Origin of the sequence: Flavobacterium faecale (assembly GCF_003076455.1) — a bacterium.
Lineage (GTDB): Bacteria > Bacteroidota > Bacteroidia > Flavobacteriales > Flavobacteriaceae > Flavobacterium > Flavobacterium faecale.
The window spans coordinates 504,330-530,566 of sequence record NZ_CP020918.1 but is presented as its reverse complement, the minus strand read 5'-3'; the positions used below and the strand labels follow the sequence as shown (position 1 = coordinate 530,566).

Sequence of the window (26,237 nt, the reverse complement as noted above, 5' to 3'; positions counted from 1 at the left end):
TAAAAAAACTCAAACACATTTTAAACTCAAACAACATGAAAATCATTCAAGCATCTAAAGAATTAAATACAAATTGGCATTATTTTCATGAAAAAACAACTTTAATAAACCCTTTAGTATTAGTGTTTGGAAATCGTTTTTTACTCGAAAAACCAGAAGTAATTGCTAGTATACGTGCTGAGTTTCCTTATGAGCATATAGTGTTTGGATCAAGTGCTGGCGAAATTGTATGTTGCAATGTCAATGATGATAGTGTCTCAGTTACAGCAATTGAGTTCGAAAAATCTACTTTTATTGTAGAACGTGAAAATGTTTTAAATCATAATAAAGACGCTAAAGCACTTGGTGAAGTATTGTTTGAGAAGATGCCAAAGGAAAATTTGAAGCATATATTTGTGCTTTCAGAAGGGAGTTTTAGCAACGGAAGTTCACTTATCAATGGTTTAGAAGAAAATAAAGAAGAGCAAATTACCCTCACGGGTGGTATGTGCGGGGATAATGCACGTTTTGAAAAAACTCTTGCTTCGTACAAAGAAGATCCAAAAGAAGGGGAAGTTATCTTGATTGGTTTTTATGGCGATACGCTTGAAATTACCAAAGCGAGTTATGGCGGTTGGATAACGTTTGGTCCTGAGCGTGTTATAACCAAATCTGAAGGGAATATATTATACGAGATTGATGGGCAACCAGCATTGGATTTATATAAAAAATATTTGGGCGAAAAATCAAATGAGTTACCGCAAGCTTCATTGCTGTATCCGTTAAACGTTACGCCAGTAGGGAAAAGCGAGCCAGTGGTGCGTACGATCTTAAATATTAATGATGAAGATCAGTCTATGATTTTGGCTGGTGATGTGCCGGTGAATTCAAGAGTGCAATTAATGATGGCTTCTGTTGATGGTATTGCTGCGGGAGCACAAACTGCTGCTGAATACGCAATGAAAGACAGAAAAAACAAACCAGAAGTGGCTTTGATCGTGAGTTGTATTGGTCGAAAATTGGTAATGAGTCAACGTGTGGAAGAAGAGCTGGAACAGGTAAAAGAGATTGTTGGAGAAAAAGTCCCTCTAGCAGGTTTCTATTCCTATGGTGAAATTGCACCTTTTAATGGTAGTACAAGTTGTGAACTACACAATCAAACCATGACATTAACCTTAATAAGCGAATAATGCACTCACTGCTAAAAAGACAAATAGATAAAAAATTAAAAGGAGGTCTCAATGATTTGGACATTTTTTTGGTAGCAATTAATGATTCGTACCAAAATTATGAAAGTCAGATTGAGATGCTGCAACGGGCCATGAAAATTAGTTCTGACGAACTTTTTGAAGCCAATCAAAGGTTGAGAGATGAGGCAGAAAGTCTAAAAGATGTCAATAAAAATCTTCAAGTTATTCTGGACTCTATGAGTCTAGACTCTGAACTTACCTCCAAGATGGATGATTTTGATTCTACTGAATATATCAAGCAACAATCGATGGAGATTGTCAAAATCAATAAGCAGAGAGAAGAATTGTTATTTAATCTTGAAAAACAAAATCAAGCCTTAAGTGAGTATGCACACATGGTATCTCATGATCTAAAAGCGCCCTTGCGTAGCATTGACACTTTGATCAACTGGTTTATGCAAGACAATCAAGAGATGATGACTGATACGAATAAAAAGTCATTAAACGTGATTTTGTCGAATGTGGAAAAGATGGATTTGCTGATTAAAGGAATTTTAAATTACTCTTCGGTTGAAACGCAAAATAGCGAAGATCGTATGATTGATTTAAATGTCTTGGTAGACGATATCTTGAAAACGATTGATATTAAAGAGAATGTTTCAGTAAATATATTAAATGATTTACCTGTTTTGGAAGGGAATGACTTCCGATATAAACAGTTATTTCAAAACCTGATTCAAAACGCCATTAAATACAACGATAAAAGCGAAGTGGTAATTGATATTTCTAGCACGGAAACGGACAACGAAATAACTTTTGCTATAAAGGATAACGGAATGGGAATACCCGAGGCGTATCAAACCAAAATATTTGATGTTTTTACCAAATTGCAAAATGATGGTATGTCATCAGGAATTGGGTTATCGATAGTCAAAAAAATTATTCAATTCTATAAAGGAAAAATTTGGCTCGAAAGTCAAGTCAAAGTTGGAACAACATTTTATTTTACAATACCTAAAGATAATGGAAACACCTAATTTAAACTACATCAACGATCTATCTGGAGATAACCAGGAATTTAAAAATAAACTAATCGGTATTTTAAAAAGAGAGCTGCCTCTTGAAGTGGAATTATACGAAAATGAACTAAAAAATGGAGACTATATTCAAGCTGCTTTAGCAGTTCACAAATTAAAGCACAAAGTTTCTATACTTGGTCTCGAAAAAAGTTATTATATTGCTTCAGATTATGAAGATAATTTGAAAGAGAAGTCCTTGGTCCTGAAAGAAGATTTTGAAAATTTATTAAAGGCGATGCAGGAGTTTGTAATACAATTATAAAAACCGCACTATATGAATTGCATTATTGTAGACGATGAAGAAATGGCAAGAGCCATTATGAGCCAATTTGTTGCCAACTATACCGATTTGACACAATTGGGAGATTTTTCTAGTCCGATTGATGCGATAAAATTCTTGAACCAAAAGGAAGTGGATGTAATCTTCTTAGACATCCACATGCCCAATTTTACTGGCTTTGATTTTATTCAAACCATTAAAAACCCTCCAAACATAATCTTAGTTACCTCTGACCGTAATTTTGCTATAGAAGCTTTTGAATACAGCTGTATCGTTGATTATTTGGTAAAACCTATCACCGAAGCTAGATTTTTGAAGGCCATTCAAAAATTATCTGTTTCCAAACCAGCGAGTCCTGCAGTAGCACTTGAGTCTGATTCCAAAGTAATCCATGAAGAGGGTTCAAATGATTTTTATGTTAATGTTGATCGTCGCTTGATAAAAATAAACTTTGAATCGGTTAATTTGATTGAAGCAAAAGGAGACTATATCCACATAAAAACAGAGGCGAAAAATTACATCGTTCACTCAACCTTAAAAAAGATTGAAGATAAACTACCTTCAGATTTATTTTTGAAAGTCCATCGTTCCTTTATTATCAATATTAAGAAAATTGTTGATATCGAGGACAATAGTGTTTTGATCGCAAAAGATGTTGTTCCAGTAAGCCGTTCAAACCGAGCTGAACTTTTAAATAGATTAAATGTTCTTTAAATTACATTAAAAGTACTACAATATAAATAAAATATTGCATTTCATCGATTATAATTGTCGTTTAAACGTATTTACTGTACTTTAGCAGTGTATTTAAAAAGAGACAAGATGGATTTAAAATTACCTACCTCAGAAATAATAATTACAAACGATACAAACAGTGATCCAGCAGGATATTATTTAGTATCTACTCGTTGGACCATGATTAACGATAAGAGCATCACTTTTGTTCGTAGTAAATCGTTGGGATACTGTTACAACTTAAAATGGGCTGGTCCTATGAACAAGTTCGATGCAGAAAAAGCAAATCAATCCAATAAAACAACTCGTATTGTTAGCCATTGTATTTTGAAACCCTTTATAGCATTTTTAAATAACGAAATGGTACTACCTAATTCTCCAGAAGTCCGTAAATTGATTGGACTTGATAGTGGTGAATTACAACTTGCTAACTAATTACAGTTGGTTAATAGATGCAACTTACTTTTTAAAATCATACAAGCGCAATAATTACAAGAACTACCGATTTGAGGTAGTTTTTTTTGATTATTATTTTTTCATCTCAGCGAATAGTATTCTGGTACTGGTAAATGAACTTTAAGGAATACATTTTTTTCTTCAAATTTAAAACTACTTATATGTTAATAACAAGCAGTTATATTTTTAATTAAAAAAGATAAAGTTTAAACAGTTGTTTATGAGGTGGTTATAATTCTTGTGATTAGCTTAGGATTCAATTTTAAATAAGGTTAATACTACCATAAATGTAAATGTTTACCGTTCATCGATTAAATTGGTCTATTTAACTAAATAATAGTACTTTGGTTAAGGATTTAAAAAAGAACAAAGATGGAAACAAAAGTACCTAACATAGATCGTATTGAGATGAACACTGTTACAAATGATGTTGCAGGATACTATTTGGTTTCAACACGTTGGACAATGATTAATGACGAGAATATAACTTTCGTTCGCAACGAAACTTTAGGATACTGTTACAATCTTAATTGGGCAGGTCCAATGCATAAGTCGGATGCGATGAAAGGTGCCGAAAAAAATAAGACAACGCGTGTGATTAGCCACGCTGCGCTAAAGCCATTTTTATCCTATTTAAACGATCAAATCGTTTTACCAAACATACACGAGGTTCGTGAGTTATTGAACCTTGATAGCGACCAATTACAACTAATAGGATAGAAAAAAATTACCTACTATAAATTTTAAAACGAACTACTTTTTGCTCAAAAAGATAGTTCGTTTTTTTTTGTTTATCGCCCGCTACAAACCATTCGTCGAAAGTCTAGCCTATACTTATCGAATAATACAAAAAATTCTTTCATAGTCAACGTATCTTTACACTATAGAATGAAAGGATAACCACTCTTTTTGTCTCAAATTAAATAGTTTTTAGTACTCACTATTCATTCTATATTTAAATTGTAAACACTGTTCAAGTACTGAGAAGTATTAAGGATAACCAAACAATTCCAAAAACACAAATTTATTTGGTAACTACGTTGTTTAGTTAGAAAAGGCTGCTACCACGAGCAGTCTTTTTTTTGCTTTATATCGAAATAAAAAAAGCTACCCAATGGATAGCTCTTAGAATGTATTTCGATAAAAATTATTGTAATTTAAACAAAGGCTTAGAGGTTAGCTTCCATTTCAAACGGAGTCCAAATTCGTTAAAAGTAAATCCTGACGCTGAGGTAGAGGCAATGTTGCTTCGTAATCCGTAGATGTTGGCCAAGAAGCGATCAGAAAATTTATACCCTAATTTTGCTTGTACTCTATAGGTCCATTCCTTGGCATCACTTTCTTTAAACTGAAATCCCGATGCTACATTGGCATGGTAAAACCAAGATTTAGGTTCGATCCCGTTCTCATCTTTCAAAATTTCAAGAAACAACTCTACAGCATTAAATCGTTTTGGACTGAAATAATCTGCTGGTACACGATCTTTAAAAGCGATGTATTGGTAATTTAAACCTCCCTTAAGTACTGGACTCGACATGAAGTTGTAATAAAAGGAAGTAAACAATAAGTTTCGATTATTATTATCTGTTTGTGCAGTGAAAAAGTACTGTGTAAACCATCCAAAATTAAAATTGGTACTCAAGTTATAATTCAAGTAGTAATTGTTGGTAGCAATCTCTTTGTCAATCAAATCAGAATTAAAGTTTTGCATCTCTCTTTTAAAACCAACTTCCAAATCTTGCAATTTCATTGGTTTCAGTTTAAAGTAGGTATTGATTAAAACTTGCGTATAGCTAGTAGTTGTAGAGTTGGCAGAGTTTACACCTGCTTCTAATGTGTAACTAATCTTTGGGTGAAACTGATAGGTTGCTCCTAGTAGAAAATCGTTACTCTCAGCAGCTGCTTTGGTAACCGAATTTTCAGTTTTTCGATACTGATAAGTAGTATTTACGGTCCATTTGGTCGAAAGCGGAATGCTAACTAGCGTGCGAGAGGCATAAGCAGTATTGTTACCGTTGTCAAAGGAGTAGGTTAGTTTCTCTTCCAAATAGGGAGTGAAATCGGCTTTCATGTTTTTTATAAAATTCATAGCATCACCTTGATCTTTAAAAATTTCTAGAGTGGTCAAGGCTGCTTGGTAAGCTTTAGAGGTAAGTCCAGATGCTTTGAAGGCATTGGCAATCCCTAGATTTCCATCAAAAGATTTACTATCATTTTCAAGTATTTTTTTATAAGAGGTAATACTCTCCGGAAAATTACTTTTGTAAATGTCCAACGTGGCCGATAAGGATAAAACCCAGTTTTCGTTGGGGTATTGTACTTTTAAGTCCGCAATGTAGGCATAAGCTTCTTTGTATTTCTTATTCCAAATTAAGGCTTGTGTGTAGCGTTCTTTGGTTTGTTTTTGCAAACTTTCGTCTGTAATTGTTTTTGATTTTTCTAATGATGTTGTTGCAAGTTCCAAAGCACTTTTTTCTTTTTTGTCAATATGGTCCAAAAGTGACAATCCGTTCAAAGCGATTACAGGTTGCGCAGGTGCGAGTAGGTTGTACACTTCTTTTCCTTTTGCAATTTCTTTGGTGATCAAATACATATTTGCCTTGTTCATCAAAGTTTCTTTGTCTAGCGGAAAATCTTTTAAAATTTCATCATAGTAGGTTTCGGCTTCTGTAAATTTCTTTTCGCTTACATTTTTATAGGCATATCCTAGCTTGATGTATTTTCTAGAAATCAAAGCTCCGGTGTTGCCTGGAGACAAGGTCAAGGCTTTGTTAACGTTGCGTAAGGCTTCGGGATATTCTTTTAAGTTCGAAAGCGTATTGGCAAAACCCAAGTGAGCAACAAAGTTTGTGGGGTATTTTTCGACCAAGGAGGTGTAGAATACCTTTGCGTCATCAAATTTTTTATTCCAAAGAAGTGATTCGGCATAGTTCAATTCAATTTCTAAATCGCCTGGATATTCTTTCTTTAATTGAATAAAATTTTCAAGGGCTTTGTCGGCCTGCTGGTTTAGTCCTATAGCACGTGCGTAACACAGACGAGCAGTTTTGTTGGTTGGGTACTCCTTTAATATAGTACTAAAGAAAGTTTCTGCTTTTGCAAAATCTCCTTTTTCAAGATACCCAAAGCCTTCTTTCATGTCTTGCGCACGCATTGAGAACGTAAATAGTAGGCTTAATAGTAGGGAAGTTTTTAGAATTATTTTCATTTTTTTAAGATCTGGGATTCATTGATGCAAGTTAAGGATAATATAGTAATATTTCGTCTACACTTTCGTGTCGTTCGTCTAAGGATTCTAACGTGAAGCGTTTAATTCGTGATATTTGCATACCTACAATTACAAAATTAAACATATTATGGTATTAGAAATGAATTATAACGGAGGAGTTCATGAAGTAAAAGGCTTATTAAACTCAGAAAATTGTGTATATTTAGAAAATCAATTGAACGAATTTATTGCAAATTCAAAAGGTATCGTACTTTCTTTAGAGGATGTAGTATCGATGGATCGTGAATCTGTAAAAAGTATTCTTGCTGTGCGAGAGAAAGCCATGAGCGATCAAAAAATGTTCTATGTGTTTGGAAGAAAAAATAGTATTGTCAAAAATCAATTTGTAGCCATGAATCAGATTAGCCTCCTGATATAAGCTGACTACAAGTCCAAAACCCCCAAAAGTAATGAAGATAGCCTCAAATCTGATTGCTAAAATACCAAAGAAGCTTAGCCCAGAACAACTCTTTATGGTGACCATACTACTGGTCAACGGAGGGAATTATTTGTATAATTTACTTTTAGGCCGATTATTGGGTCCAGAAGAGTTCTCGGATGCGGCCATTTTAATCACCCTTCTATTGATTCTGTCTTTCGTTGGAATGACCTTTCAAATTGTAACGGCAAAGTATGCTGTTTTATTCGAAGAAAATAAACTCTTGGCTTTTATAAAACTCATTTCCAAGTACGCTGCCATTTTGGGTATTGCATTTGGGATTGCTATTGTTGTTTTCTATCAAGAATTACAGGCTGTATTCCATACCCAAACGGCCTCAATGTTTTATATTTTTGGATTCGGTATACCGCTTTATTTCATGATGAGTGTTAATAGAGGTTTGTACCAAGGTCAAAATGTGCTCAACAAATTGGCAACCACCTATCAAACCGAAATGGCGAGTAGATTGTTATTAACCATGGCAGCATTATTCATTTTTCCTGCCGTGCCAAGTTCAATAATTGTTGCGTTAGGAATCGTTTTTTCTTTTGTGTTTGGAGTATTTCCGTTTCAAAAAGTCATTTTCAAAGGACTCAAAGCCGTCAACGTTGCCGAGATCGATACCCGCTCCATTACCACGTTTTTTGCCTTAACTGCTTTTTATGAACTAACTCAAATTATCATCAATAATAGTGATATTATTTTGGTGAAACATTTTTTCAATAATCACGATGCAGGTTTGTACGCGTCACTAGCTTTGATTGGTCGTGTAGTTTATTTTGTAGCATGGATGTTTGTAATGCTTTTGCTGCCAAAAGTCATCCAAATGAAAAAGGACAATCAAGATACCTTGCCAATATTATTAAAATATGTAGGGTATATTGCGGTACTTTCATCACTGATTGTTGGCTTTACAGCACTTTTTCCAGAATTTGTGGTGAGTGTAATGTTTGGTGAAGAGTATGTGTCTATTTCGTTTTTACTTTGGAAGTACGCTTTGGCTACATCACTTTTTGCTATTGCTAATATTTTTGCCTACTATTATTTATCGCTCAATCATTATTTTCCGGTGGTCGTATCTGCAGTTTTGGGTATGACTCAAATAGGGCTTATCGTTCTTCATCATGAGACTTTGGAGCAAGTAGTGTACATGCAAATTATCGCAATGGTGATTTTATTGGTGTTTCAATTGTGTTTTTTCTTTTATAAAAACAAAAAATCAAATTAGTATCTAAAATCTTAGTATATTTAAATCAAGATTCCCAAATCTTTGCAATAAATCAAATTTTGACTTTTTTTATCTTTTTCGAAAAAGAAAAAAAAGGCAAATGAAATAAAAAATTAAACCTAAAAACATCGATTTATGAAAATAGCTGTTATCACTGCATTTCCTCCAAGTAAAGTAACTTTAAACGAATACGGATATCACCTTGTTAAGAATTTTGCTCAAAAATCTGAAGTTACCGAGGTAGTTTTGTTGTGTGATAAAACTATGGATCCCAAAGAGCTTGATTTTGCAAACAGTGATAAAGTAAAGGTGAATGAATGTTGGTCTTTTAATAGTTATTCGAATATTCTTTCGATCAATAATGCCATTCGAGATGAAAAACCTGATGCTGTATTGATCAATCTTCAATTCATGAAATTTGGAGATCAAAAAATTCCTGCTGCCTTAGGATTGATGATTCCAATGGTTTTACGATTGAGTGGTGTACCTACAGTTTCATTACTGCATAATATTTTGGAACAAGTAGACCTAGAAAGTGCTGGTTTTACCAAAAACAAATTGGCGCAAAAAATTTATAATTTTATAGGAACAACATTGACCAAATTTGTTTTGAAATCAGATGTTGTTGCCGTTACCATTAGTAAATATGTTACAGTTCTTGAAAATAAATACCATTGCAAAAATGTCAAAGTGATTCCACACGGAACATTTGATAGTATTGATGAGCCCTCATTTGAACTGGCTCCAGGACCAAAGCAAATTATGGCTTTTGGGAAATTTGGAACCTACAAAAAAGTTGAAATCCTAATCGATGCAGCGATCATTATGCGCAAGCGTACGAGCGAAAAAATTGAGGTGGTTGTAGCAGGTACCGATAGTCCTAATACGCCTGGATATCTAGACAGCGTACAAAAGAAGTACAAAGACGTTGAAGGTATTCATTTTACAGGTTATGTAGAAGAAAAAGATGTGCCGAAGATTTTTGGAGATTGTACTGTTGTCGCTTTTCCTTATACGTCAACTACGGGTAGCTCGGGTGTATTGCACCAAGCGGGTAGTTATGGTAAAGCTGTAGTGATGCCCGACTTGGGTGATTTGGCTTTGTTGGTTGAAGAAGAAGGGTATAAAGGAGAGTTTTTTGATCCCGAAAGTGCAGAATCACTTGCTGTGGCTATCGAAAAGATATTCAACGATGACACCTACAGAAAAGCAATTGCTATGCAAAATTTTAAAGCTGCAAATGCACTGTCGATGGATAAAATCACCGACATGTACATGGACACTTTCAAAGATATTATTCGATCTAAAGGATAATATTATTTATTCGAAATATACTTAAATGCGGGTTTGTTGATTCCTTTATCATCAATAAACCCGAATTTTTTTTGTCTATACTTTTGCCATGGATATTTACCTGCAACTTGATCCGGTACATGTGGAAAATCATATAAAGTCCAAGACATAAAAGAATAATTGTGTTTCTTGAAATAACCTTGAATTTCTTGATGGTAAGCGGCTTGCTTGGAAATACTGCTTTCCCATAAATTCCAAATTCCACCGTAGGATGGGATTCCAAACTCTTCAATTACTACCGGTTTTTTGGTGGTTTTGATCAATAAATCTGTTTCATAAACCACATGTTTGATGTCGTTATAAAAATGATAGGATATAAAATCCATTTTGTCGGCAAGGTTTGTCGCAGCAACCGAGTTTGACCAACCAATGGTAATCAAATGATTTGGATCATTCTCTTTAATGACCGTAATCATGTGATCCAGCCAATTAAGAACATTGTCTTTGTCACGATTTTCAAAGTCAAGATTGGGCTCATTTTTTATATCCCATGCCAAAACCGCTTTATGGTTCTTAAATGTAGAAACAATTTGCTCTGCATGACGATGGGTCAAGGTCCAGCTACCAAGCGTGTAATCACTGTAAAAATCAAATAAGGTCACGATAACGGCTAGTTTTTTAGTCTCCGCCAAGTCTAGAAGTGTCTTTAATTTCGCCATTTTATCTGGAACAATTACTGCTTTTCCAAAATCACCGTACTGAATAAAAACCCTGATTGTATTAAGGTTAGCCTTTTTTATTATATCAAAATCTTGAGCGATAGTATCTTTGTTAAATAACTCACCAAAGGTGTCCCAAGCTGAATTTTTAGGATAATAGTTAATGCCCTTAATGGTATATGGTTTGTTATTTTGTAAAATTTGTTTGTTGGCAACCGTATAAACAGGATGCGGTTTAATAGTATCTTTTTCGAAAGGTTCAGCTTCCATTTTTAAAAAGTGTCGTACACGCCAGAAACCATCTTCCAAGAGCATCATCACTTTGTAAGTGGCAGTATCTTGTACGGTAGTTAATAGTTTTTTATTTTGAAAAACCTTTTGATATTCGATCACATTTTTGTCTGTAAAGACAACCAATTGCCCGTCTTCGCTGTAAAACTCTAGGTCAGGAAAATGTTTTATTGTTGTGTTTTCTATCGAAATATCGTGCGTTCGATTGTATTTGATAGTGCGATACAAATTTTGACGTGTGTTTTGAGTATAATAATCGTCAACTCCATCTGAGATGTTTTTTTCTAAAGCATTGTTTTTTACATACCATGAAAATAAGTAATCGCGCTCTAATTTCCCCAAGGTGTTTTTTTCCATTTCACGCGCGGGATTGATGAGGTTTGTCCAAGTTACTTTTGGAAGGTAAACATCTTCACTTTCGGTTTCTAGGTGTAACATTGTTGCTCTACTTGCTCCTGTATTAAGGTAGTCAAGAATGCGGCCAATACCCAACATGGTAAAAATACTAATCAAAATAAAAGATAGCACAAAGGCCGCTTTTAATATGCTCTTGTTGTTAATTAGTTTCATATTTTTTTATTTCTGTTTGTTGTGTAATGCCTAATGTTTTAATGGTAAACTGGTATTCTTTTTTAGGATAAAAGGGAGCCAATAATATAAAGGTAGCAAGGCCTTTGTTGGTTTCTACGATTTTTGTTTCTAATAGTTCCTTTTTATGAAATATTTTTAATTCTACTTTGACACCATCAGGGACTAGTTGCTTCATGAAACTTCGAACAGGTCCTACCGTGATTTTTCGATTTTGCTCTGAAAAAGTGTACTTGAACGTTTTGATAAGCGGTTTATAACTTACACTAATAGGTTTGCTTTGGGCGATACCAGTGACATAGGCTTTAATTTTGTACGTATCTTCATGATCGGGATGTAAAATTTGACCTATCGCTACGCCGTTGATCGTAGCTGCGTAAGATTTCAGTAAAATATTAGCATTAGTAATGACTTGAAACATAACTACAGTTCCGTCTCCTACTAAGTTATCAAAACGATCTTTAATTACCGATGTTTTTACAGTGGTAATTTGGTTTCCGTCGGCAAACTGGTGATTTCTAGCATAATCGATTGTAAAGTCTTCACTTGGCGATGGTTTTATTTCGGTCTCAAATTCTTTAGAGTCGGTCGAATTACATTCTGTAGAGACCAACATTTTTCCCGATTTTGTTCTAGAATAAATATCTTTCCAAGCAATAAACGACTTTGTCTTTTTTTCGGTTACGGTAACATTATCCAAAAATTGATCTTTGATCAGTACAGCTGTGCCATTTTCTTTTGGGTTGTCATAACTGTCTGTTGGTATGGCGACCATCATTGTAAAATGATCTGTTCCAGTAAGTAAGCTTGGTGGTCCTAGATAATTTTCTAATAGCGTAGGAGTTGTATTGTTTGGCGTAATCGTAAAGCTACCATTGGCTGTTTGCGTGTCGTCCTGAATTAAATACCAAGATACGATTCCGGTTTTAATAAAATAGACAGTAGGTATTTTAAAATTTAGTTTACCGTCACTATTGGTTGCGGTAACTACTGTTTTTCCATAGGTATGAATAATAAACAAACTGGCGTTTGCTGTTTTTGAGTTTGTTGTAAAAGTCAAGGTAATCGGTCTTCCGGCTATGAAACTTTTTTGCGCTGTAACCAATTGCGAAACAGCTTGACTCGTGTTTATCTTTGCCGCTACATAAACAAATGCGAGCAGTAACACTATAGGGAGTATGCTATGTATGACTTTTTTTATCATTTTGGATTACCAATATAGTTATTCATTTCAATTTTTATATAGCTAAATCCTTTTCCGTTCACTTTTTGAAGTAATTCTTTTTCGACCTCGCGATCACGCTTGGGTATGATGGTACGCGCGAGGTCTCCGTTGGGTAATCCATTTACATAGCAGGTTGCCAGTGAGGAGAGAATTATTTTGCACTTGGTCAAATCTAGCATTTTATAATCAAAATATTGTTTACGCTGTACACGTACTCCCTCTCTTAAAAAGTAATGATCTACATATAACAACTCTTTTTGATCGGTATAGTACGAAATTAATAATTCGGGTACCGTCACTTCTTGTATACCGTAATTAAACAGCGTTCCTTTTAAGTGATTGTTCTCGATTTCTAAATCAGATAAAGTAACTTGGATATAAAAATCGGTTATTGCCACATTCCCTGCAGACTGAATGTCAAAATTGGCAGGGGTTTCGCTAATGTCTTTTGGAGTATACTCGTTTGGGTTGAAGGTTGTAGGCTGTGCTACATCCTTTTTTAACCACGAAATTTCTTCAAAATTCACTTTGAAACTAGTAGTTTCCTTAGGCATTATTTTATGTTTGATAACGTCCTTGGCATTGAAAGTAGCCAAAACTTTATCATGATTGTTGTACAAAGTCGACTTCAAAACTACGTCGGCAGGGAAATTATCAATGTTTTGCAATTCACCTATAATAATGTATTCATTGTTGTACTGAATTAATTTTGCTGATAATATTTCGAGTTCAGGTTGTTTCAAAACGTCTTCGTGATACGTTTGCTGTGTGGTGATTTTTCGTCTTCCCTGTTTAAAGTATTCTGTTGTGTTATCGGCCAAAAATTGATCTGGCGGAATGTCCAAGGGTTGTTTTTGAGGAAGTAAATACCAAGTTCCGTTTTGACTTATGGTTTCATGATAGTAGTCTTTTTTGATAATTTCTAGTGGGGTGATCCATTTGGTATGTGCCACTAAGGTAGCTCGCTCTTTTGAACTTTTTATAATTTCGATTTCGATAGCGTCAAGTTTCGCATACGAGTTTAATATACCATCTGCAACAGAGGTTTCGAGCATAAATTGTGAGATAGCTAGATGACTTTTTGGGTCAATGTACGAATGCGCTTTTTCATAATATTTGTAATCCAGTGCATCATAGTAGGCTTTTACAACGTTGGTAGGGCTTACCTGAGTTGCATTAAACATATAGGCCTGATACATGCCGTAGCTTATGACCACTCCTAATAGAATTACCCAAAGATGAAGTACAACTATGATTTTAAACGGAAATTTGTTGTAGGGCACTGCAAACTTGAAGAAGTCAGGCTTTACAACGTTTTTAATTTTTAGAGCTTTGTAGAATATGCTTTGAACATTGATAACAAAAGCTAAAATTACGGTAAGTACAGGGATAATTCCCCACATGAGTTTTAAGAACAAGGGTACTTCATCCTTGGGGAGTACTTTGGGCAAAGGGGCAACATTCAGTTTTTCCCAAACCATGATTCCGTTTTCTAACAAAGACAAACGATGCCAACCACAGAAATAAAGTATGGGGTCATAAAACTTATCATTCGAAAAAACATATTTCAAATTGTATTTTTCAGGAACGGTCAAGAATTGCTGCAACGAGCCAATACCTTCCATTCCTCTAAATTTTGAGTTCTCCAGTCGCTCGATTGCACGCGAAGTTAATTCAGGTAAACGTCTGGCAGAGTGGTAGTTTCCATCAACAGTTTTTGCTTTAGTTTGTGAGGATAAGGTTGCCATTTGATCACCAAACCCCAGTGGCAAAAAGCGCCATTGATCGTGCTGATCTTGGTTTAAGAAATTGACAAGTGGTAAAGTATTTATTTTTTGTGGTTGAAAAGGTCGAAAGTAACCCAGTGTAATAGTAAAACCTGCAAAAAACAAAAAGGAGCCAGCAAAACAAGCACCCAAAATACGGTGATAAACGTTTCCAAACCGTTGCTGAATTGCAACTTTTAGATCTCCTTCAATCAATCGGTATACAAATTCTCCAAACATGGGGAGACTCATAATGGAGGCCCAAAGTGTAAAACGGTCAAGAGTAAGAATGTTAAAAGCAGTTTCGCCAAGTACTTTTAACGGAATAGGAGTTGTTCCTCCTGTTCCCAAAACGACAAGTAGCGAAATAGAAAGCCCAAAACAAATGTATCTTTTGCTATAATATCGATAAATAATATAGGGCAAGATAAAGAATAGTATCCCCCAAGGAATGACAAAAAACATCAATCCAGACGACGTAACTTCCAAAAAGTTGTCGCGACTCCCATGCGGAATAGGTACTTGTGTGATTGGATTGGCCTTTGAATTTACCCAATATGGAAAAATACAAAAGATAATAAGGAATAAAGAACTCATTCCGAAAGCCATAATTCTTTTAAATAATTTAAAAAAAGTTTGGAGAAATAATTTGAATTTAATGTCCTTGTATGAGTCAACTTGCTCTCGTGCAACATCCATAATCACGGTACCTATAAGCGGAAAAATAAAAAATACCATTCCGAAAATAGGCGTCACATGATGCGAAGTGATTGTAACAGCCAACAGCGATAACGACCTAAAGAAGTATTTTATTTTTCCGTTCTTTATCCAGAGATAGATTTCGGGCATGCAGTGCATCAAAATCGAAACCCCTACAATACTGGGTAATTGTCCAAAAATATGAAGGGTTTCTACAAACGATGATGAGAAAACGGAGACTATGGCGGCATATCCTGCCACGTTTCGATCACCGGTAATCATCAAAGTATACCGGTAGACTCCTGTGATAAATAGAATAATACCAATGATGGCAACGGTAAACATACCAAATTTAAGTCCGCCAATTAAGGATAAGAGTCCTATGGTTTGATGAACTAATGGTGGATAGCCCATAACGGTGAACCCCGTGTACCAACTATAATTCCATGGCTCAAACCAGCTCGTTGCGTAATGTTGCGCAAAGAACATGTGGATTAAAGCGTCGTAGGTACTCTCGAGTGTGAAGAAAATAGCACTAGAGTGAAATACTACCCCAATGAGTAGTGCCACTATGAGATATTTGTTGGTTGTTTCCTTCACGAATATTATAATTTATCTAGATGTAAATGTAATGATAAAAGTATTTACCTTTAAATACAAATTAATAATGAATGTTTGAAAGCTTTTTTTATGCTATTCTGTTGTAAAGCTATCAGATATTTAATATATTTACTTTTACCCAATCTACTAAAAAAATAGGAAACTATGAAGATATTAATTGTTGATGACCAAGAATTGGTTGTTTTGTCCTTAGAAAAATGTCTTTTGGACTTAGGTTATCAAGTGATAACGGCCAAAAATGTTTCTGATGGAATACAAAAATATGATTTAAATGCACCAAGCTTAGTTATAGCTGATATCAATATGCCGTTTTCTGAAGACACACATGCTGAAGAAATGACGAATGAAAACAATGGTTTGGCAATTGCCAAGCACATTAAAGTCACCAAAGGGCATACTACTCCGGTAATGATTCTGTCTGGTAACACAGATGAAGAAACAATCGTGAAAGGTTTTGATATCGGTGTCGATGATTATATGAAAAAACCATTAAGTTTGAGCGAAATTGGAGCTCGTGTAAAAAGACTTATCGGTAGTGGTGAAAAATTATCAAACGAAACCAAAAAGAATCAAATTATTCAAAATGATTGTATTGGTGTTGTAATTCCGTGTTATAACGAAGAACTAAGATTATTAGATGATGAATTTAAAACTTTTATAAATTCTAACCTTGGTTATCATTTGTGTTTTGTCAATGACGGAAGTACAGATAAAACATTAGAAGTATTAGAAAAATTACGTGTGGGTAATGAAGACCACATAAGTATTTATGATTGCGAAAAAAATGGAGGTAAGGCAGAAGCTGTTCGATTAGGGATGTTGCACCTTGCCAAACAAAATCAATTTGATTACCTAGGTTTTCTTGATGCCGATTTATCAACCGATTTTGCTGATTTTCATGATCTAGTTACTACTATTTCTGGGTCTAACTTTAAGATTGTAAGTGGTAGCCGTATGGCGCGTATGGGTGCAGACATCACCAAGGAATCTGCCCGTGCGATTATTAGTAAAATGATTAATTTTATTATTCGAAAAACAATCGGAATGGAATTCAATGACACCCAATGTGGTGCCAAGATTATGAGTAAAGACGTAATTGAAAAAACATTTCAAACAAAATTTTTGACCAAATGGCTCTTTGATGTGGAGATTTTTATGCGAATGAAAAAAATATACGGAGACGAAGAGACTAAAAAGATGGTATGTGAGCAACCATTAAAAAGATGGATCCATGCCGACGGATCGAAGTTATCCTTTAAAGATTCGTTAAAAATCGTTTTCCAAATCGGACAAATAGCAATATCATACCGTTAAATTCGTTAGCTTTGATTCTAATAAAAATCTAGCGACGCACACCTATATATGAAAGATCAAATAAAAAAATTCTTAAACGAAGATCAAGACCCTAAAGCAATTGAAAAAATCACTTCAAAACTGCAGGATCTATTAATGAAAAATGAAGAAGTCGGGTATATTGGCGTTCAAAAAAAACCTGCTATAACCGTTTTTCCAGATAGTATTGTACTTACTAATAAACGAATGATTTTGTGTAAGCCCAAAAACTTGGGTTTGTCAATGGATTTTGTGGATTATGACTGGGAAGATGTAGCTGGAGTTTTTGTTAAAGAAAATATTCTAGGTTCAGAATTTTCTTTTTCGACCAAAACCGATCTTACCATTTCTATCGATTACATTCCTAAAACACAAGCGCGCAAACTGTATACTTTTGCTAAGGAGCAAATGGATAATTTAAAAGTTACTTTGGCAACACCTGAGGCTGTAACGCCACCTGTATTTGTTGAAAAAGAAGCTGCTGTTGAAGAAATTGAAGAAGTAGAAACAGAAGAGGTATTGAATTATGCCGAAATTGTATCAGTTAGTCCACCGGAATACCAATCGATTCCTAACGAAAGTGCTGCTCAAGAAAAAACTTTAAAAGATTTATCGTCAGAGGAATTATTCGAAAAATTGCAGAACTTCAAAAAACTATTAGACAATGGTTTGATTCTTCAAGGAGAATATGACACGTTGAAAAAAGAGATTATGAGTTATATGTAGTCTTAATAAAAAAGCAAATAGAAAAAGCCTTACTTATTAGAAATATATTTCTGTAAGTAAGGCTATTTTTTTAAATTGAAATTCAAACTTCGATGTTCAATTTCGAATAGTATATTTTAAGATTTTGGATATATTTATTGCTTTTTTTCTGTCCTCCAACTTAAAATTGTAAAATCATAGTAAGCTAAATTTTCGGTGCTCCTGCTAGAATTTCTTCATTGGCATAAGACGAAAATTGTTTGAAATTTGCTTGAAATTTTGCTGCTAATTCTTTTGCTTTTGTGTCGTACAAGTCTTGATCACTCCAAGTGTCTTTTGGGTTTAAAATTTCGGCAGGTACATTAGGACAACTCTGCGGAATGGCAACTCCAAAAACAGTGTGGTTTTTGTATGCAACGGCATCCAATTCGCCGCTTAAGGCAGCATCAATCATGGCGCGAGTATATTTTAATTTCATTCTGCTTCCGGTACCATAAGCACCGCCAGTCCATCCTGTGTTTATCAGCCAAACGGTCGCGTCATCTTCTTTGATTTTTTGACTCAACATTTCAGCATATCTCGTAGGATGCAAGGGCATGAAAGGAGCTCCAAAACAAGCTGAAAAATTTGGCATAGGTTCTGTGATTCCAGCTTCAGTACCGGCGATTTTTGCTGTGTAGCCTGATATGAAATGGTATGCTGCTTGTCCTGGGGTCAATTTAGAGATTGGAGGTAAAATTCCAAAAGAATCAGCTGTTAAGAAAAAGATGTTCTTTGGATCTTTTCCCATTGAACCAGGCTGAATATTATCGATATGATCTATTGGGTAACTTACACGCGTGTTTGGGGTAATAGAGATGTCTTCGTAATCAACTTCGTTTGTACCTTCTTTGAATACAATGTTTTCTAGTAGGGCACCTTTTTTGATCGCACGAAAGATGTCTGGCTCATTTTCTTCAGACAGATTGACAACTTTCGCATAGCATCCTCCTTCAAAATTAAAGACTGTGTTTTCGGGTGTCCATCCATGTTCATCGTCACCAATCAATTTTCGTTTTGGATCAGCAGACAAAGTTGTTTTTCCTGTTCCAGACAATCCAAAAAAGATTGCAGTTTCGCCGTTGTCACCCACATTAGCACTACAATGCATAGACAATACATTGCGAGATGCTGGAAGAATAAAATTCAAAGCCGAAAAAATTCCTTTTTTCATTTCGCCTGTATATCCTGTTCCGCCAATCATTGCAATTTTTCGGCTAAAGTTCAATATGGCAAAATTAGCTTGTCTTGTATGGTCAAGTTCGGGTACAGCCAAGAAACTTGGAGCACAAATTACAGTCCAATCAGCATCAAAATCGGCTAATTCACTTTCAGAAAGGCGCAGAAACATATTGTGACAAAATAAATTTGCCCAAGCAGTTTCGGTTACCACGCGTACATTCAAGCGATATTTTGGATCGGCACATACGTAGGCATCACGCACATAAAGCTCCTTGTTTGACAAGTAGGCGGTCATTTTGTTGTACAAAGCATCAAAATGTTGTGGCTCAAAAGGTATGTTGACATTACCCCACCAAACATCATTTTCGGTAATACTGTCTTTAACAATAAAGCGGTCCAAAGGTGAACGTCCAGAGAATTTACCAGTGTTAATGTCTAAAGCGCCGGTAGATGTTTCAGTTCCTTGTCCTGCTGCAATTGTTCTTTCGTGCAATTCTTCAGGTGATAATTGGTAATGAATTTGAGTTTGCTTAATTCCAAGGTAGTCAAGCGATGGAATTGCGTGTAAGGTATTCTCATTCATAAATAGTGTAATTTAGTGTTTAAGTTTGTGTACACTAAAGGTAACTAAATATAACAAAATAGCGTTAAAATTTTATATTTTTAAATATCTGTAAAATAATATCCCCCAACCAATGATAATTAGTAGTCCTCCAATTGGTGTAATAAAGCCAATTGTTTTAAAGTCAAATGGGGTTGAGTAGTTGGTAGCTAGGCCGTATATCGAACCTGAAAATAGAATTACGCCAATGACAATAAGATAATAGATACTGTTTTTGGTTTTGTCGCTAAGTTGTTTGAAAGTGGGGAGCAAGAGTAAGAAAAAAGCTTGATACATTTGATAACGTACGCCAGTTTCAAAGGTAGCTAGTAGATCTGGAGTCAATATTTTCTTTAAAGCGTGCGCACCAAAGGCACCAAAAATAATTGCAATCATTCCCATTAACGCTCCTGTGTAGGTAATCTTTTTGTCCATTTTAATCTTTTTTAAGAGAATACAAAAATAAAGCATATCGATATATAACAACGTCAAAGGTTACTATTTTCTTTTGATTTAACATTAATTTGGGCTGACGCTAGCCGCTATGAAAGTCTTTTTCGAGTGTAAAAGATAGATGTTGTTCAATAGATGCAGTAACACTTTTTTATTCATTGTTTAAAATGACCATTTGAAGGTAGCATTTTGTAAATTTGATTTAGTAGGGCTTACTATTTTAAACTGTATTTTTTATCTAAATCTACTCAAGTCTATCAAGTATACTAGTTGGAAACTAACATTAATAAGGAAGGAATCATTATGAGAAATATTTTGATAATTGGAGCGGGTCGATCTGCATCTTCGTTGATTAAATACCTTTTGGATAAATCTTCCGAAGAGGATTTGCATCTGCTTATTGCGGATATTTCGTTGGAGTTGGCCGATAGAAAGACAAATAATCATCCCAATGCGACTGCAATTGCTCTTGATATTTTAAATGAGCAACAACGGAATAAAACGGTTGCATCTTCAGACTTAGTAATTTCAATGTTGCCTGCGCATTTACATATTGAAGTAGCAAAGGACTGCATTCGATTTAAGAAACATATGGTTACTGCCTCCTATATAAGTGAGCAGATGCAGGCACTTGATGATGAGGCCAAAGCAAATGAGTTGGTTTTTATGAATGAAGTGGGACTTGATCCCGGCATTGATCACATGAGTGCGATGAAAGTAATTGATGAGATAAAGCAGCAGGGTGGTGTCATTAAATCCTTTAAATCGTATTGTGGTGGGCTTGTTGCACCAGAATCTAATACTAACTTATGGGAATATAAGTTTACTTGGGCTCCTCGTAATGTGGTTTTGGCGGGCCAAGGTGGAGTTGCAAAGTATCTAGAAAAAGGTCAGTTCAAGTACATTCCGTATGTCAATTTATTTCGACGTGCCGAAAAAATAAATGTAAATGGTTTTGGAGATTTTGAGGCGTACGCTAATCGAGATGCAATGAAGTACAAGTCAATTTATGGTATTGATGAGGCAGAAACCATGTATCGTGGTACCATTCGGAATATAGGATTCTCTGCTGCTTGGAATGTTTTTGTTCAACTCGGCATGACCGATGATAGTTACAAAATGGAAACCACGGCTACAATGACTTATCGTGAATTTCTGAATAGCTTTTTGCCTTTTGATAACGTACTCTCTGTTGAAAGTAAATTAAAAAGATTTTTGGAAGCCGATCAAAAAGCTGCCATTTTCGAAAAAATAGCTGAATTAGATTTATTCAGTTCTACTAAAATTGTTGGGTTGGTACAGGCAAGTCCAGCAGAAATCCTTGAGAAGATCTTGACCGAAAGTTGGTTTTTACAACCTACAGACAAAGACATGATTGTAATGTGTCATGAATTTGGTTATCAAATCAATGGGAAAGACAAACAAATTGATTCAAAAATGGTTTGCATTGGTGAAGATCAAACGTATACTGCCATGGCGAAAACGGTAGGTTTGCCTGTTGCAATGACAAGTTTACTAATTCTAAACGGCAAAATAAATACGTACGGCGTGCAATTGCCTATTCATAAAAATATTTACGAACCTATTCTGAAGGAACTAGAAAAGCATGGTGTGGTATTCGAAGAAATTTATTCTTAACATTTTTTTTGGTTTATTATCGGTTCTGATGATTTAGAGGCTGTGGTGTTTTGATCTTATTTTTTTCTTTTTTATCGAAAACCGCTTTTGATAGTGATGTAAAGCGACTTATTTCTAATTTGCAAAGTATGGGTAATTTTTAATTATAAGGTATATCTGTGTAAAAAACGTTAATATTGGTTTTGATTCGGATGTTTTATTTGTCTTTTTTATTCGGTTTTCCTAGTCTTTACTCTTGTTTAGTAGGGCGATTAAGGTTTCTTAAGATAGTTTTAAGGTGTTTTTAAGGTCAATTTTAAGGTCAATTCAAAAGAGGAAAGATATATTCGTATCAAATCTTCAATTATGAACTTACTACATTTTACTTGCTCGACCGTTTGGAGAGGACACGAACAAATGATTATTGATATTTATGAATCTTTAGAAGATAATAAATTGGTTCAAAAACAATTAATTGTATGTCCTATTGGTTCCAAGATATTCGAAATAGCTACCCAAAGAAATTTGAATGTAATTGGAGTGCAGTATAAATCGGAATACAGCATTAAGATCGCAAAAGAATTAAAAAATATAGCTGATCATAATAAGTCAGATTTGGTTTTGCTTCATAATAGTAAATCACACACAATTGGGGTGGTTAGTAGTATGTTTTGTGGGTTAAAGATTCCGCTAGTGCTTTTTAGGACATTAATCAAGAATGTAGGTACCAATTTTTTCAGAAAATTTAAATATAATTATAAAGGCATCAAAAAAATTATTTGCGTGTCAGACCCAGTTGTTGATATTTTGAAAGCTACAATCAAAAATCATCAAAAAATGGTGGTTGTAGGTAGTGTAGTAGATACAGACAAATTTTGTTTGCATAAAAAAAATGGTTTTTTACACCGTGAATTTAGTATTCCGCAGGGATATAAAATTATTGGTAATGTTTCTGCTTTTTGTAAAGTAAAGGATCATTATACTTGGGTTGATACTGTAGCAGAATTGTATAAAAGAGGAGTGAAGGCTAAGTATGTTTTAATTGGTGAAGGTGGTCTCGAAAATGAGATTAAAGAGTACGTAAAATCCAAAGGTTTGCAAAACGAAATTATTTTTGCTGGTTTTCGTACAGACGTACAACAATGTATTCCTGAATTTGATCTATTTTTGTTTACCTCTAATAATGAAGCTACAGGTGGAGTAATTCTCGAGAGCTATGCTTGCAAAGTTCCTGTTGTAGCTGCGAGAGCAGGAGGAGTCCCTACTGTTTTACAAGATAATGTAACTGGATTGTTGGCAGAGGCAGGTAATGCAATAGATTTTGCTGATAAAGTAGAAGTGTTTTTAAATTGCCCAATTACATTGAATAAATGTGTTGACAATGGTTATGACTTTTTAATGAGAACAGCTTCTAGGATTGTTATTGGTCACAAAATAAATGCTGTATTGTCTCAGGTTGTTGATGAAGAATATAGCTTAATATAGAAAATAAGAATGGTGTATATTTTGGTTGGCTTTTTTGTTTTTTTAATGCTCCTAGTTTTATTAGTGATGCATTTTCAATTCAAATTATTTTATTTAGCGAAAAATAAATTACGAATTTTAGAATATCATTCAATTTCTACTAACGGTTTTTACGATCAAATTACAATTAAAAAAGAATCCTTAATTGCTCAATTTGATTTTTTGAAAATGAATAAGTACCACACAATGTGGTTGTCAGAGGTTGAGGCTCATCAAGAGAATAATATCCCATTGCCACAAAAATCAATTGTTCTGACTTTTGACGATGGCTTTTTGGATAATTATACGGTCTTATATCCCATCTTAAAAGCATATGATTTTAAGGCAGTTCTTTTTGTTGTTTTAGGTAAGATTGGTCAAAAAATTGATTGGGGAGGTGAGTTTATTTCTAAAAATGACAATATGCGTTTGATGGATAGAACGCAACTAGAAGAAATTGGTTCACATATTGAGCTAGGGTATCATACCTACAAACATGATAATTATGCGATGCTTACGTTAGAGGAAATCGAAGAAGATTTAAAACTTTGTCAAAAGGTGATTGCTCATGAGAAGTTGAAAGTTTTTCCTGCGCTTGCCTACACCTATGGAGGTTATTATCGAAAGAAAGATGCAAAGCAAAAAGCTTTGTTTGAATTGTTGAAGAAATACGGAATTAGATACGGTTTACGAATCGGGAACAGGATAAATGTTTTTCCTTTTCGAAATAAATATCAAATTCAGCGCATTGATATTAGGGGAGGTGATAGTTTTGAAGTATTCAAAAGAAAAGTGCTACTTGGGCGTAAAAAGTTATTATAAAAGGTTGGTTAATTCTTTCCACGCTTTTTTTCTTACGAATTATTGATTTTCTATTGTTTTGATGGTGGTTTGTTAAAAGGAAATATGTTTGCAACTGCATTGTCAACATTTTCTAAAGTTGCTTCTTTTTCTGAATTAGTATTAATAAAAGATAGCACAATAAATCAACACAGAAAACCCGAAAAAAAAGTCCGTTACTGTTGGTAACGGACTTTTTTGCTTGAGACTATTTTGATAATTCCACAAAATATTTATAAAATAACGGAATAGTTTCTATTCCTTTTAAATAATTAAATATTCCGAAATGTTCATTTGGTGAGTGAATAGCATCGCTGTCCAATCCAAATCCCATTAAGATCGTTTTGCTTTTTAACTCCTTTTCGAATAAAGCTACAATCGGAATACTTCCTCCTGATCGAACCGGTATGGCAGGTATACCGAAAGTTTCTGTATACGCCATGTTGGCTGCTTTGTATCCAATACTGTCGATTGGTGTTACATATCCTTGACCTCCATGATGTGGTTTGACTACAACTGTTACACCCGCTGGAGCAATGGCTGTAAAATGTTTTGTAAACAAATCAGTGATTTCCTCCCAGTCTTGGTTGGGTACTAAACGCATTGATATTTTTGCAAATGCCTTGCTAGCAATGACTGTTTTTGCACCTTCGCCTGTATAGCCACCCCAAATTCCGTTCACATCAAGTGTTGGGCGTATAGAGTTACGCTCGTTGGTAGTATATCCAGCCTCGCCATAGATATCGTTAAGATTTAATGCTTTTTTATAATTTTCTAAGCTAAAAGGGGCTTTGGCCATTTCGGCTCTTTCTTCAGTCGATAGCTCTTCAACATTGTCATAAAATCCAGGAATGGTTATGTGATTGTTTTCGTCATGTAACGAAGCAATCATTTTAGAGAGAATATTGATTGGGTTAGCTACTGCACCACCATATAATCCAGAGTGTAAATCGCGATTAGGACCCGTAACTTCTACTTCTACATAGCTCAATCCGCGTAAACCAGTTGTAATTGAAGGTTGTTGGTTTGAAATCATTCCGGTGTCTGAAATAAGAATTACGTCATTTTTCAGTTTTTCGGTATTATTTTCGACAAAAGTCTTAAGGTTGACGCTACCTACTTCTTCTTCACCTTCGATCATGAATTTAACGTTGCACGGTAAGCAGTCGTTTTTGATCATATATTCAAAAGCTTTTACGTGCATGTACATTTGTCCTTTGTCATCACATGCTCCACGCGCAAAAATAGCGCCTTCTGGATGAATGTCAGTTGTTTTGATAACAGGTTCAAATGGAGGAGAAGTCCACAGTTCAATCGGGTCTGAGGGTTGCACGTCATAATGCCCATATACAAGGACCGTTGGAAGGGCAGGGTCAATTAATTTGTGACCATATACAATTGGGTAGCCGTCTGTTTCGCATATTTCGACTAAGTCGCAACCTGCTTCTTCCAAGCTCTTTTTTACAGCTTCAGAGGTGTCAATAACATCCTGTGAGTACGCAGCATCTGCGCTTACCGATGGAATTTTGAGAAGTTCTATTAATTCGTTGATGAAACGATCTTTATTTTCGTTGATGTAATGCTTTATATTGTCCATTTATTTGTAAACTTTTAGTACTTTCAAAAATACAAAAAAATGATAAATAAATTTTTTTAAAAAATGCTTTGAATATCCAAAACAATGTTTATATTTGCACCCACAATTGCACGCGGATATGGTGAAATTGGTAGACATGCCAGACTTAGGATCTGGTGCCGCAAGGCGTGTAGGTTCGAGTCCTATTATCCGCACATACTTAAAGACTTAATTAGCTGTTAATCAGTTTTTTAAGTCTTTTTTGTTTTCAATATTCCCCTAATAAACACCCTGTTTTACAATGCTAAACCTAAAGGAACTTGTTTTAATGTAAATTAATATAATTCAAATCTTTTAGAATTAGGATTTATCTTTGAATATTAAATGAGATAAACCAAGATAGGGGAAACTACAAAAAAGCTTTATTTTGCTAGACTATAACTTATAGGACTAAATGGATGATTGTCCGTAAGTAGATTTTTAGTATTTTTAGTGAACTATTTAAGCGGTTTTTTTTTATTATTATTAAGTAA

Annotated in this window: 21 protein-coding genes and 1 tRNA gene; 15 read left to right on the top strand and 7 right to left on the bottom strand. The window is 34.7% G+C overall.

Annotation, left to right across the window (positions count from 1 at the left end):
- Positions 1-35 precede the first annotated feature (35 nt).
- The 6 genes from FFWV33_RS02430 to FFWV33_RS02405 all read left to right on the top strand — a co-directional run bounded on the left by FFWV33_RS02430 (position 36) and on the right by FFWV33_RS02405 (position 4,439).
- A complete protein-coding gene (locus tag FFWV33_RS02430) occupies positions 36-1,169 on the top strand; it encodes an FIST signal transduction protein (protein ID WP_108739427.1) in 1,134 nt (377 codons plus the stop codon).
- Positions 1,169-2,206 (top strand): sensor histidine kinase, encoded by a 1,038-nt coding sequence (locus tag FFWV33_RS02425; RefSeq protein WP_108739426.1) that lies wholly within the window; start codon positions 1,169-1,171, stop codon positions 2,204-2,206. The genes FFWV33_RS02430 and FFWV33_RS02425 overlap by 1 nt, the downstream gene beginning before the upstream one ends.
- Complete coding sequence (locus FFWV33_RS02420; protein ID WP_108739425.1) at positions 2,193-2,510, top strand: histidine kinase; 318 nt, start codon at positions 2,193-2,195, stop codon at positions 2,508-2,510. The genes FFWV33_RS02425 and FFWV33_RS02420 overlap by 14 nt, the downstream gene beginning before the upstream one ends.
- Before the next feature lie 12 nt (positions 2,511-2,522).
- Positions 2,523-3,242: a LytR/AlgR family response regulator transcription factor gene (locus tag FFWV33_RS02415; protein WP_108739424.1), complete on the top strand. Its 720-nt coding sequence runs from the start codon at positions 2,523-2,525 to the stop codon at positions 3,240-3,242.
- Between the two features lie 108 nt (positions 3,243-3,350).
- Positions 3,351-3,698 carry a hypothetical protein gene (locus FFWV33_RS02410; protein ID WP_108739423.1) on the top strand — a complete coding sequence of 116 codons (348 nt, stop codon included), beginning with the start codon at positions 3,351-3,353 and terminating at the stop codon, positions 3,696-3,698.
- 393 nt (positions 3,699-4,091) lie between these two features.
- Positions 4,092-4,439 (top strand): hypothetical protein, encoded by a 348-nt coding sequence (locus tag FFWV33_RS02405; protein WP_108739422.1) that lies wholly within the window; start codon positions 4,092-4,094, stop codon positions 4,437-4,439.
- Between the two features lie 427 nt (positions 4,440-4,866).
- Here FFWV33_RS02405 and FFWV33_RS02400 read toward each other — a convergent pair whose 3' ends face one another.
- Positions 4,867-6,927, bottom strand: coding sequence for a tetratricopeptide repeat protein (locus FFWV33_RS02400; protein ID WP_108739421.1), 2,061 nt, complete (start codon positions 6,925-6,927; stop codon positions 4,867-4,869).
- 160 nt (positions 6,928-7,087) lie between these two features.
- Here FFWV33_RS02400 and FFWV33_RS02395 point away from each other — a divergent pair, with 160 nt between their 5' ends.
- The 3 genes from FFWV33_RS02395 to FFWV33_RS02385 all read left to right on the top strand — a co-directional run bounded on the left by FFWV33_RS02395 (position 7,088) and on the right by FFWV33_RS02385 (position 9,968).
- Positions 7,088-7,366 carry a hypothetical protein gene (locus FFWV33_RS02395; protein WP_211316283.1) on the top strand — a complete coding sequence of 93 codons (279 nt, stop codon included), beginning with the start codon at positions 7,088-7,090 and terminating at the stop codon, positions 7,364-7,366.
- Between the two features lie 31 nt (positions 7,367-7,397).
- The gene (locus tag FFWV33_RS02390) at positions 7,398-8,654 is read left to right on the top strand and encodes an MATE family efflux transporter (RefSeq protein WP_108739419.1); all 1,257 of its coding nucleotides are present in this window, start codon (positions 7,398-7,400) and stop codon (positions 8,652-8,654) included.
- 135 nt (positions 8,655-8,789) lie between these two features.
- Positions 8,790-9,968: a glycosyltransferase gene (locus FFWV33_RS02385; RefSeq protein ID WP_108739418.1), complete on the top strand. Its 1,179-nt coding sequence runs from the start codon at positions 8,790-8,792 to the stop codon at positions 9,966-9,968.
- A 2-nt stretch (positions 9,969-9,970) separates the two neighbouring features.
- Here the strand turns inward: FFWV33_RS02385 and FFWV33_RS02380 are convergent, their stop codons facing one another.
- Genes FFWV33_RS02380 through FFWV33_RS02370 form a run of 3 tightly spaced genes read right to left on the bottom strand, consistent with a single transcriptional unit; the run spans position 9,971 to position 15,835 of the window.
- On the bottom strand, positions 9,971-11,527 hold the full coding sequence (locus FFWV33_RS02380; protein WP_108739417.1) for a glycoside hydrolase family 2 TIM barrel-domain containing protein: 1,557 nt from the start codon (positions 11,525-11,527) through the stop codon (positions 9,971-9,973).
- The gene (locus tag FFWV33_RS02375) at positions 11,514-12,749 is read right to left on the bottom strand and encodes a hypothetical protein (RefSeq protein WP_108739416.1); all 1,236 of its coding nucleotides are present in this window, start codon (positions 12,747-12,749) and stop codon (positions 11,514-11,516) included. Before FFWV33_RS02375 ends, FFWV33_RS02380 begins: the two co-directional genes overlap by 14 nt.
- Positions 12,746-15,835 carry a hypothetical protein gene (locus FFWV33_RS02370; protein WP_108739415.1) on the bottom strand — a complete coding sequence of 1,030 codons (3,090 nt, stop codon included), beginning with the start codon at positions 15,833-15,835 and terminating at the stop codon, positions 12,746-12,748. Before FFWV33_RS02370 ends, FFWV33_RS02375 begins: the two co-directional genes overlap by 4 nt.
- Before the next feature lie 165 nt (positions 15,836-16,000).
- Between FFWV33_RS02370 and FFWV33_RS02365 the strand changes: the two genes are divergently transcribed.
- Complete coding sequence (locus FFWV33_RS02365; protein WP_108739414.1) at positions 16,001-17,170, top strand: glycosyltransferase; 1,170 nt, start codon at positions 16,001-16,003, stop codon at positions 17,168-17,170.
- A 48-nt stretch (positions 17,171-17,218) separates the two neighbouring features.
- Positions 17,219-17,914: a PH domain-containing protein gene (locus FFWV33_RS02360; RefSeq protein ID WP_108739413.1), complete on the top strand. Its 696-nt coding sequence runs from the start codon at positions 17,219-17,221 to the stop codon at positions 17,912-17,914.
- Positions 17,915-18,098: 184 nt separating this feature from the next.
- On the opposite strand, the gene pckA is transcribed toward FFWV33_RS02360, so the two are convergent.
- Together pckA and FFWV33_RS02350 are read right to left on the bottom strand one after the other, a co-directional pair.
- On the bottom strand, positions 18,099-19,697 hold the full coding sequence (gene pckA, locus FFWV33_RS02355; protein ID WP_108739412.1) for a phosphoenolpyruvate carboxykinase (ATP): 1,599 nt from the start codon (positions 19,695-19,697) through the stop codon (positions 18,099-18,101).
- Positions 19,698-19,769: 72 nt separating this feature from the next.
- A complete protein-coding gene (locus FFWV33_RS02350; protein ID WP_108739411.1) occupies positions 19,770-20,150 on the bottom strand; it encodes a DUF423 domain-containing protein in 381 nt (126 codons plus the stop codon).
- Positions 20,151-20,471: 321 nt separating this feature from the next.
- Between FFWV33_RS02350 and FFWV33_RS02345 the strand changes: the two genes are divergently transcribed.
- The 3 genes from FFWV33_RS02345 to FFWV33_RS02335 all read left to right on the top strand — a co-directional run bounded on the left by FFWV33_RS02345 (position 20,472) and on the right by FFWV33_RS02335 (position 24,110).
- Positions 20,472-21,806, top strand: coding sequence for a saccharopine dehydrogenase family protein (locus tag FFWV33_RS02345; protein ID WP_108742432.1), 1,335 nt, complete (start codon positions 20,472-20,474; stop codon positions 21,804-21,806).
- Positions 21,807-22,151: 345 nt separating this feature from the next.
- Positions 22,152-23,270 (top strand): glycosyltransferase, encoded by a 1,119-nt coding sequence (locus FFWV33_RS02340; protein WP_108739410.1) that lies wholly within the window; start codon positions 22,152-22,154, stop codon positions 23,268-23,270.
- A 207-nt stretch (positions 23,271-23,477) separates the two neighbouring features.
- A complete protein-coding gene (locus FFWV33_RS02335) occupies positions 23,478-24,110 on the top strand; it encodes a polysaccharide deacetylase family protein (protein WP_159085962.1) in 633 nt (210 codons plus the stop codon).
- Positions 24,111-24,336: 226 nt separating this feature from the next.
- On the opposite strand, the gene FFWV33_RS02330 is transcribed toward FFWV33_RS02335, so the two are convergent.
- The gene (locus tag FFWV33_RS02330) at positions 24,337-25,725 is read right to left on the bottom strand and encodes a dipeptidase (protein ID WP_108739408.1); all 1,389 of its coding nucleotides are present in this window, start codon (positions 25,723-25,725) and stop codon (positions 24,337-24,339) included.
- A gap of 112 nt (positions 25,726-25,837) precedes the next feature.
- Here FFWV33_RS02330 and FFWV33_RS02325 point away from each other — a divergent pair.
- Positions 25,838-25,919: transfer RNA gene (locus FFWV33_RS02325), tRNA-Leu, on the top strand.
- Positions 25,920-26,237: the final 318 nt, after the last annotated feature.

Excerpts from the sequence above, each read along its gene's own strand:
- FFWV33_RS02415 (WP_108739424.1), top strand. The coding sequence starts at position 2,523 with ATGAATTGCATTATTGTAGACGATGAAGAAATGGCAAGAGCCATTATG.
- FFWV33_RS02425 (WP_108739426.1), top strand. The coding sequence starts at position 1,169 with ATGCACTCACTGCTAAAAAGACAAATAGATAAAAAATTAAAAGGAGGT.
- FFWV33_RS02410 (WP_108739423.1), top strand. The coding sequence starts at position 3,351 with ATGGATTTAAAATTACCTACCTCAGAAATAATAATTACAAACGATACA.
- FFWV33_RS02430 (WP_108739427.1), top strand. The coding sequence starts at position 36 with ATGAAAATCATTCAAGCATCTAAAGAATTAAATACAAATTGGCATTAT.
- FFWV33_RS02385 (WP_108739418.1), top strand. The coding sequence starts at position 8,790 with ATGAAAATAGCTGTTATCACTGCATTTCCTCCAAGTAAAGTAACTTTA.
- FFWV33_RS02340 (WP_108739410.1), top strand. The coding sequence starts at position 22,152 with ATGAACTTACTACATTTTACTTGCTCGACCGTTTGGAGAGGACACGAA.
- FFWV33_RS02365 (WP_108739414.1), top strand. The coding sequence starts at position 16,001 with ATGAAGATATTAATTGTTGATGACCAAGAATTGGTTGTTTTGTCCTTA.
- FFWV33_RS02360 (WP_108739413.1), top strand. The coding sequence starts at position 17,219 with ATGAAAGATCAAATAAAAAAATTCTTAAACGAAGATCAAGACCCTAAA.
- FFWV33_RS02350 (WP_108739411.1), bottom strand. The coding sequence starts at position 20,150 with ATGGACAAAAAGATTACCTACACAGGAGCGTTAATGGGAATGATTGCA.
- FFWV33_RS02420 (WP_108739425.1), top strand. The coding sequence starts at position 2,193 with ATGGAAACACCTAATTTAAACTACATCAACGATCTATCTGGAGATAAC.
- pckA (WP_108739412.1), bottom strand. The coding sequence starts at position 19,697 with ATGAATGAGAATACCTTACACGCAATTCCATCGCTTGACTACCTTGGA.
- FFWV33_RS02405 (WP_108739422.1), top strand. The coding sequence starts at position 4,092 with ATGGAAACAAAAGTACCTAACATAGATCGTATTGAGATGAACACTGTT.
- FFWV33_RS02330 (WP_108739408.1), bottom strand. The coding sequence starts at position 25,725 with ATGGACAATATAAAGCATTACATCAACGAAAATAAAGATCGTTTCATC.
- FFWV33_RS02345 (WP_108742432.1), top strand. The coding sequence starts at position 20,472 with ATGAGAAATATTTTGATAATTGGAGCGGGTCGATCTGCATCTTCGTTG.
- FFWV33_RS02395 (WP_211316283.1), top strand. The coding sequence starts at position 7,088 with ATGAATTATAACGGAGGAGTTCATGAAGTAAAAGGCTTATTAAACTCA.
- FFWV33_RS02390 (WP_108739419.1), top strand. The coding sequence starts at position 7,398 with ATGAAGATAGCCTCAAATCTGATTGCTAAAATACCAAAGAAGCTTAGC.
- FFWV33_RS02335 (WP_159085962.1), top strand. The coding sequence starts at position 23,478 with ATGAATAAGTACCACACAATGTGGTTGTCAGAGGTTGAGGCTCATCAA.
- FFWV33_RS02375 (WP_108739416.1), bottom strand. The coding sequence starts at position 12,749 with ATGATAAAAAAAGTCATACATAGCATACTCCCTATAGTGTTACTGCTC.
- FFWV33_RS02400 (WP_108739421.1), bottom strand. The coding sequence starts at position 6,927 with ATGAAAATAATTCTAAAAACTTCCCTACTATTAAGCCTACTATTTACG.
- FFWV33_RS02380 (WP_108739417.1), bottom strand. The coding sequence starts at position 11,527 with ATGAAACTAATTAACAACAAGAGCATATTAAAAGCGGCCTTTGTGCTA.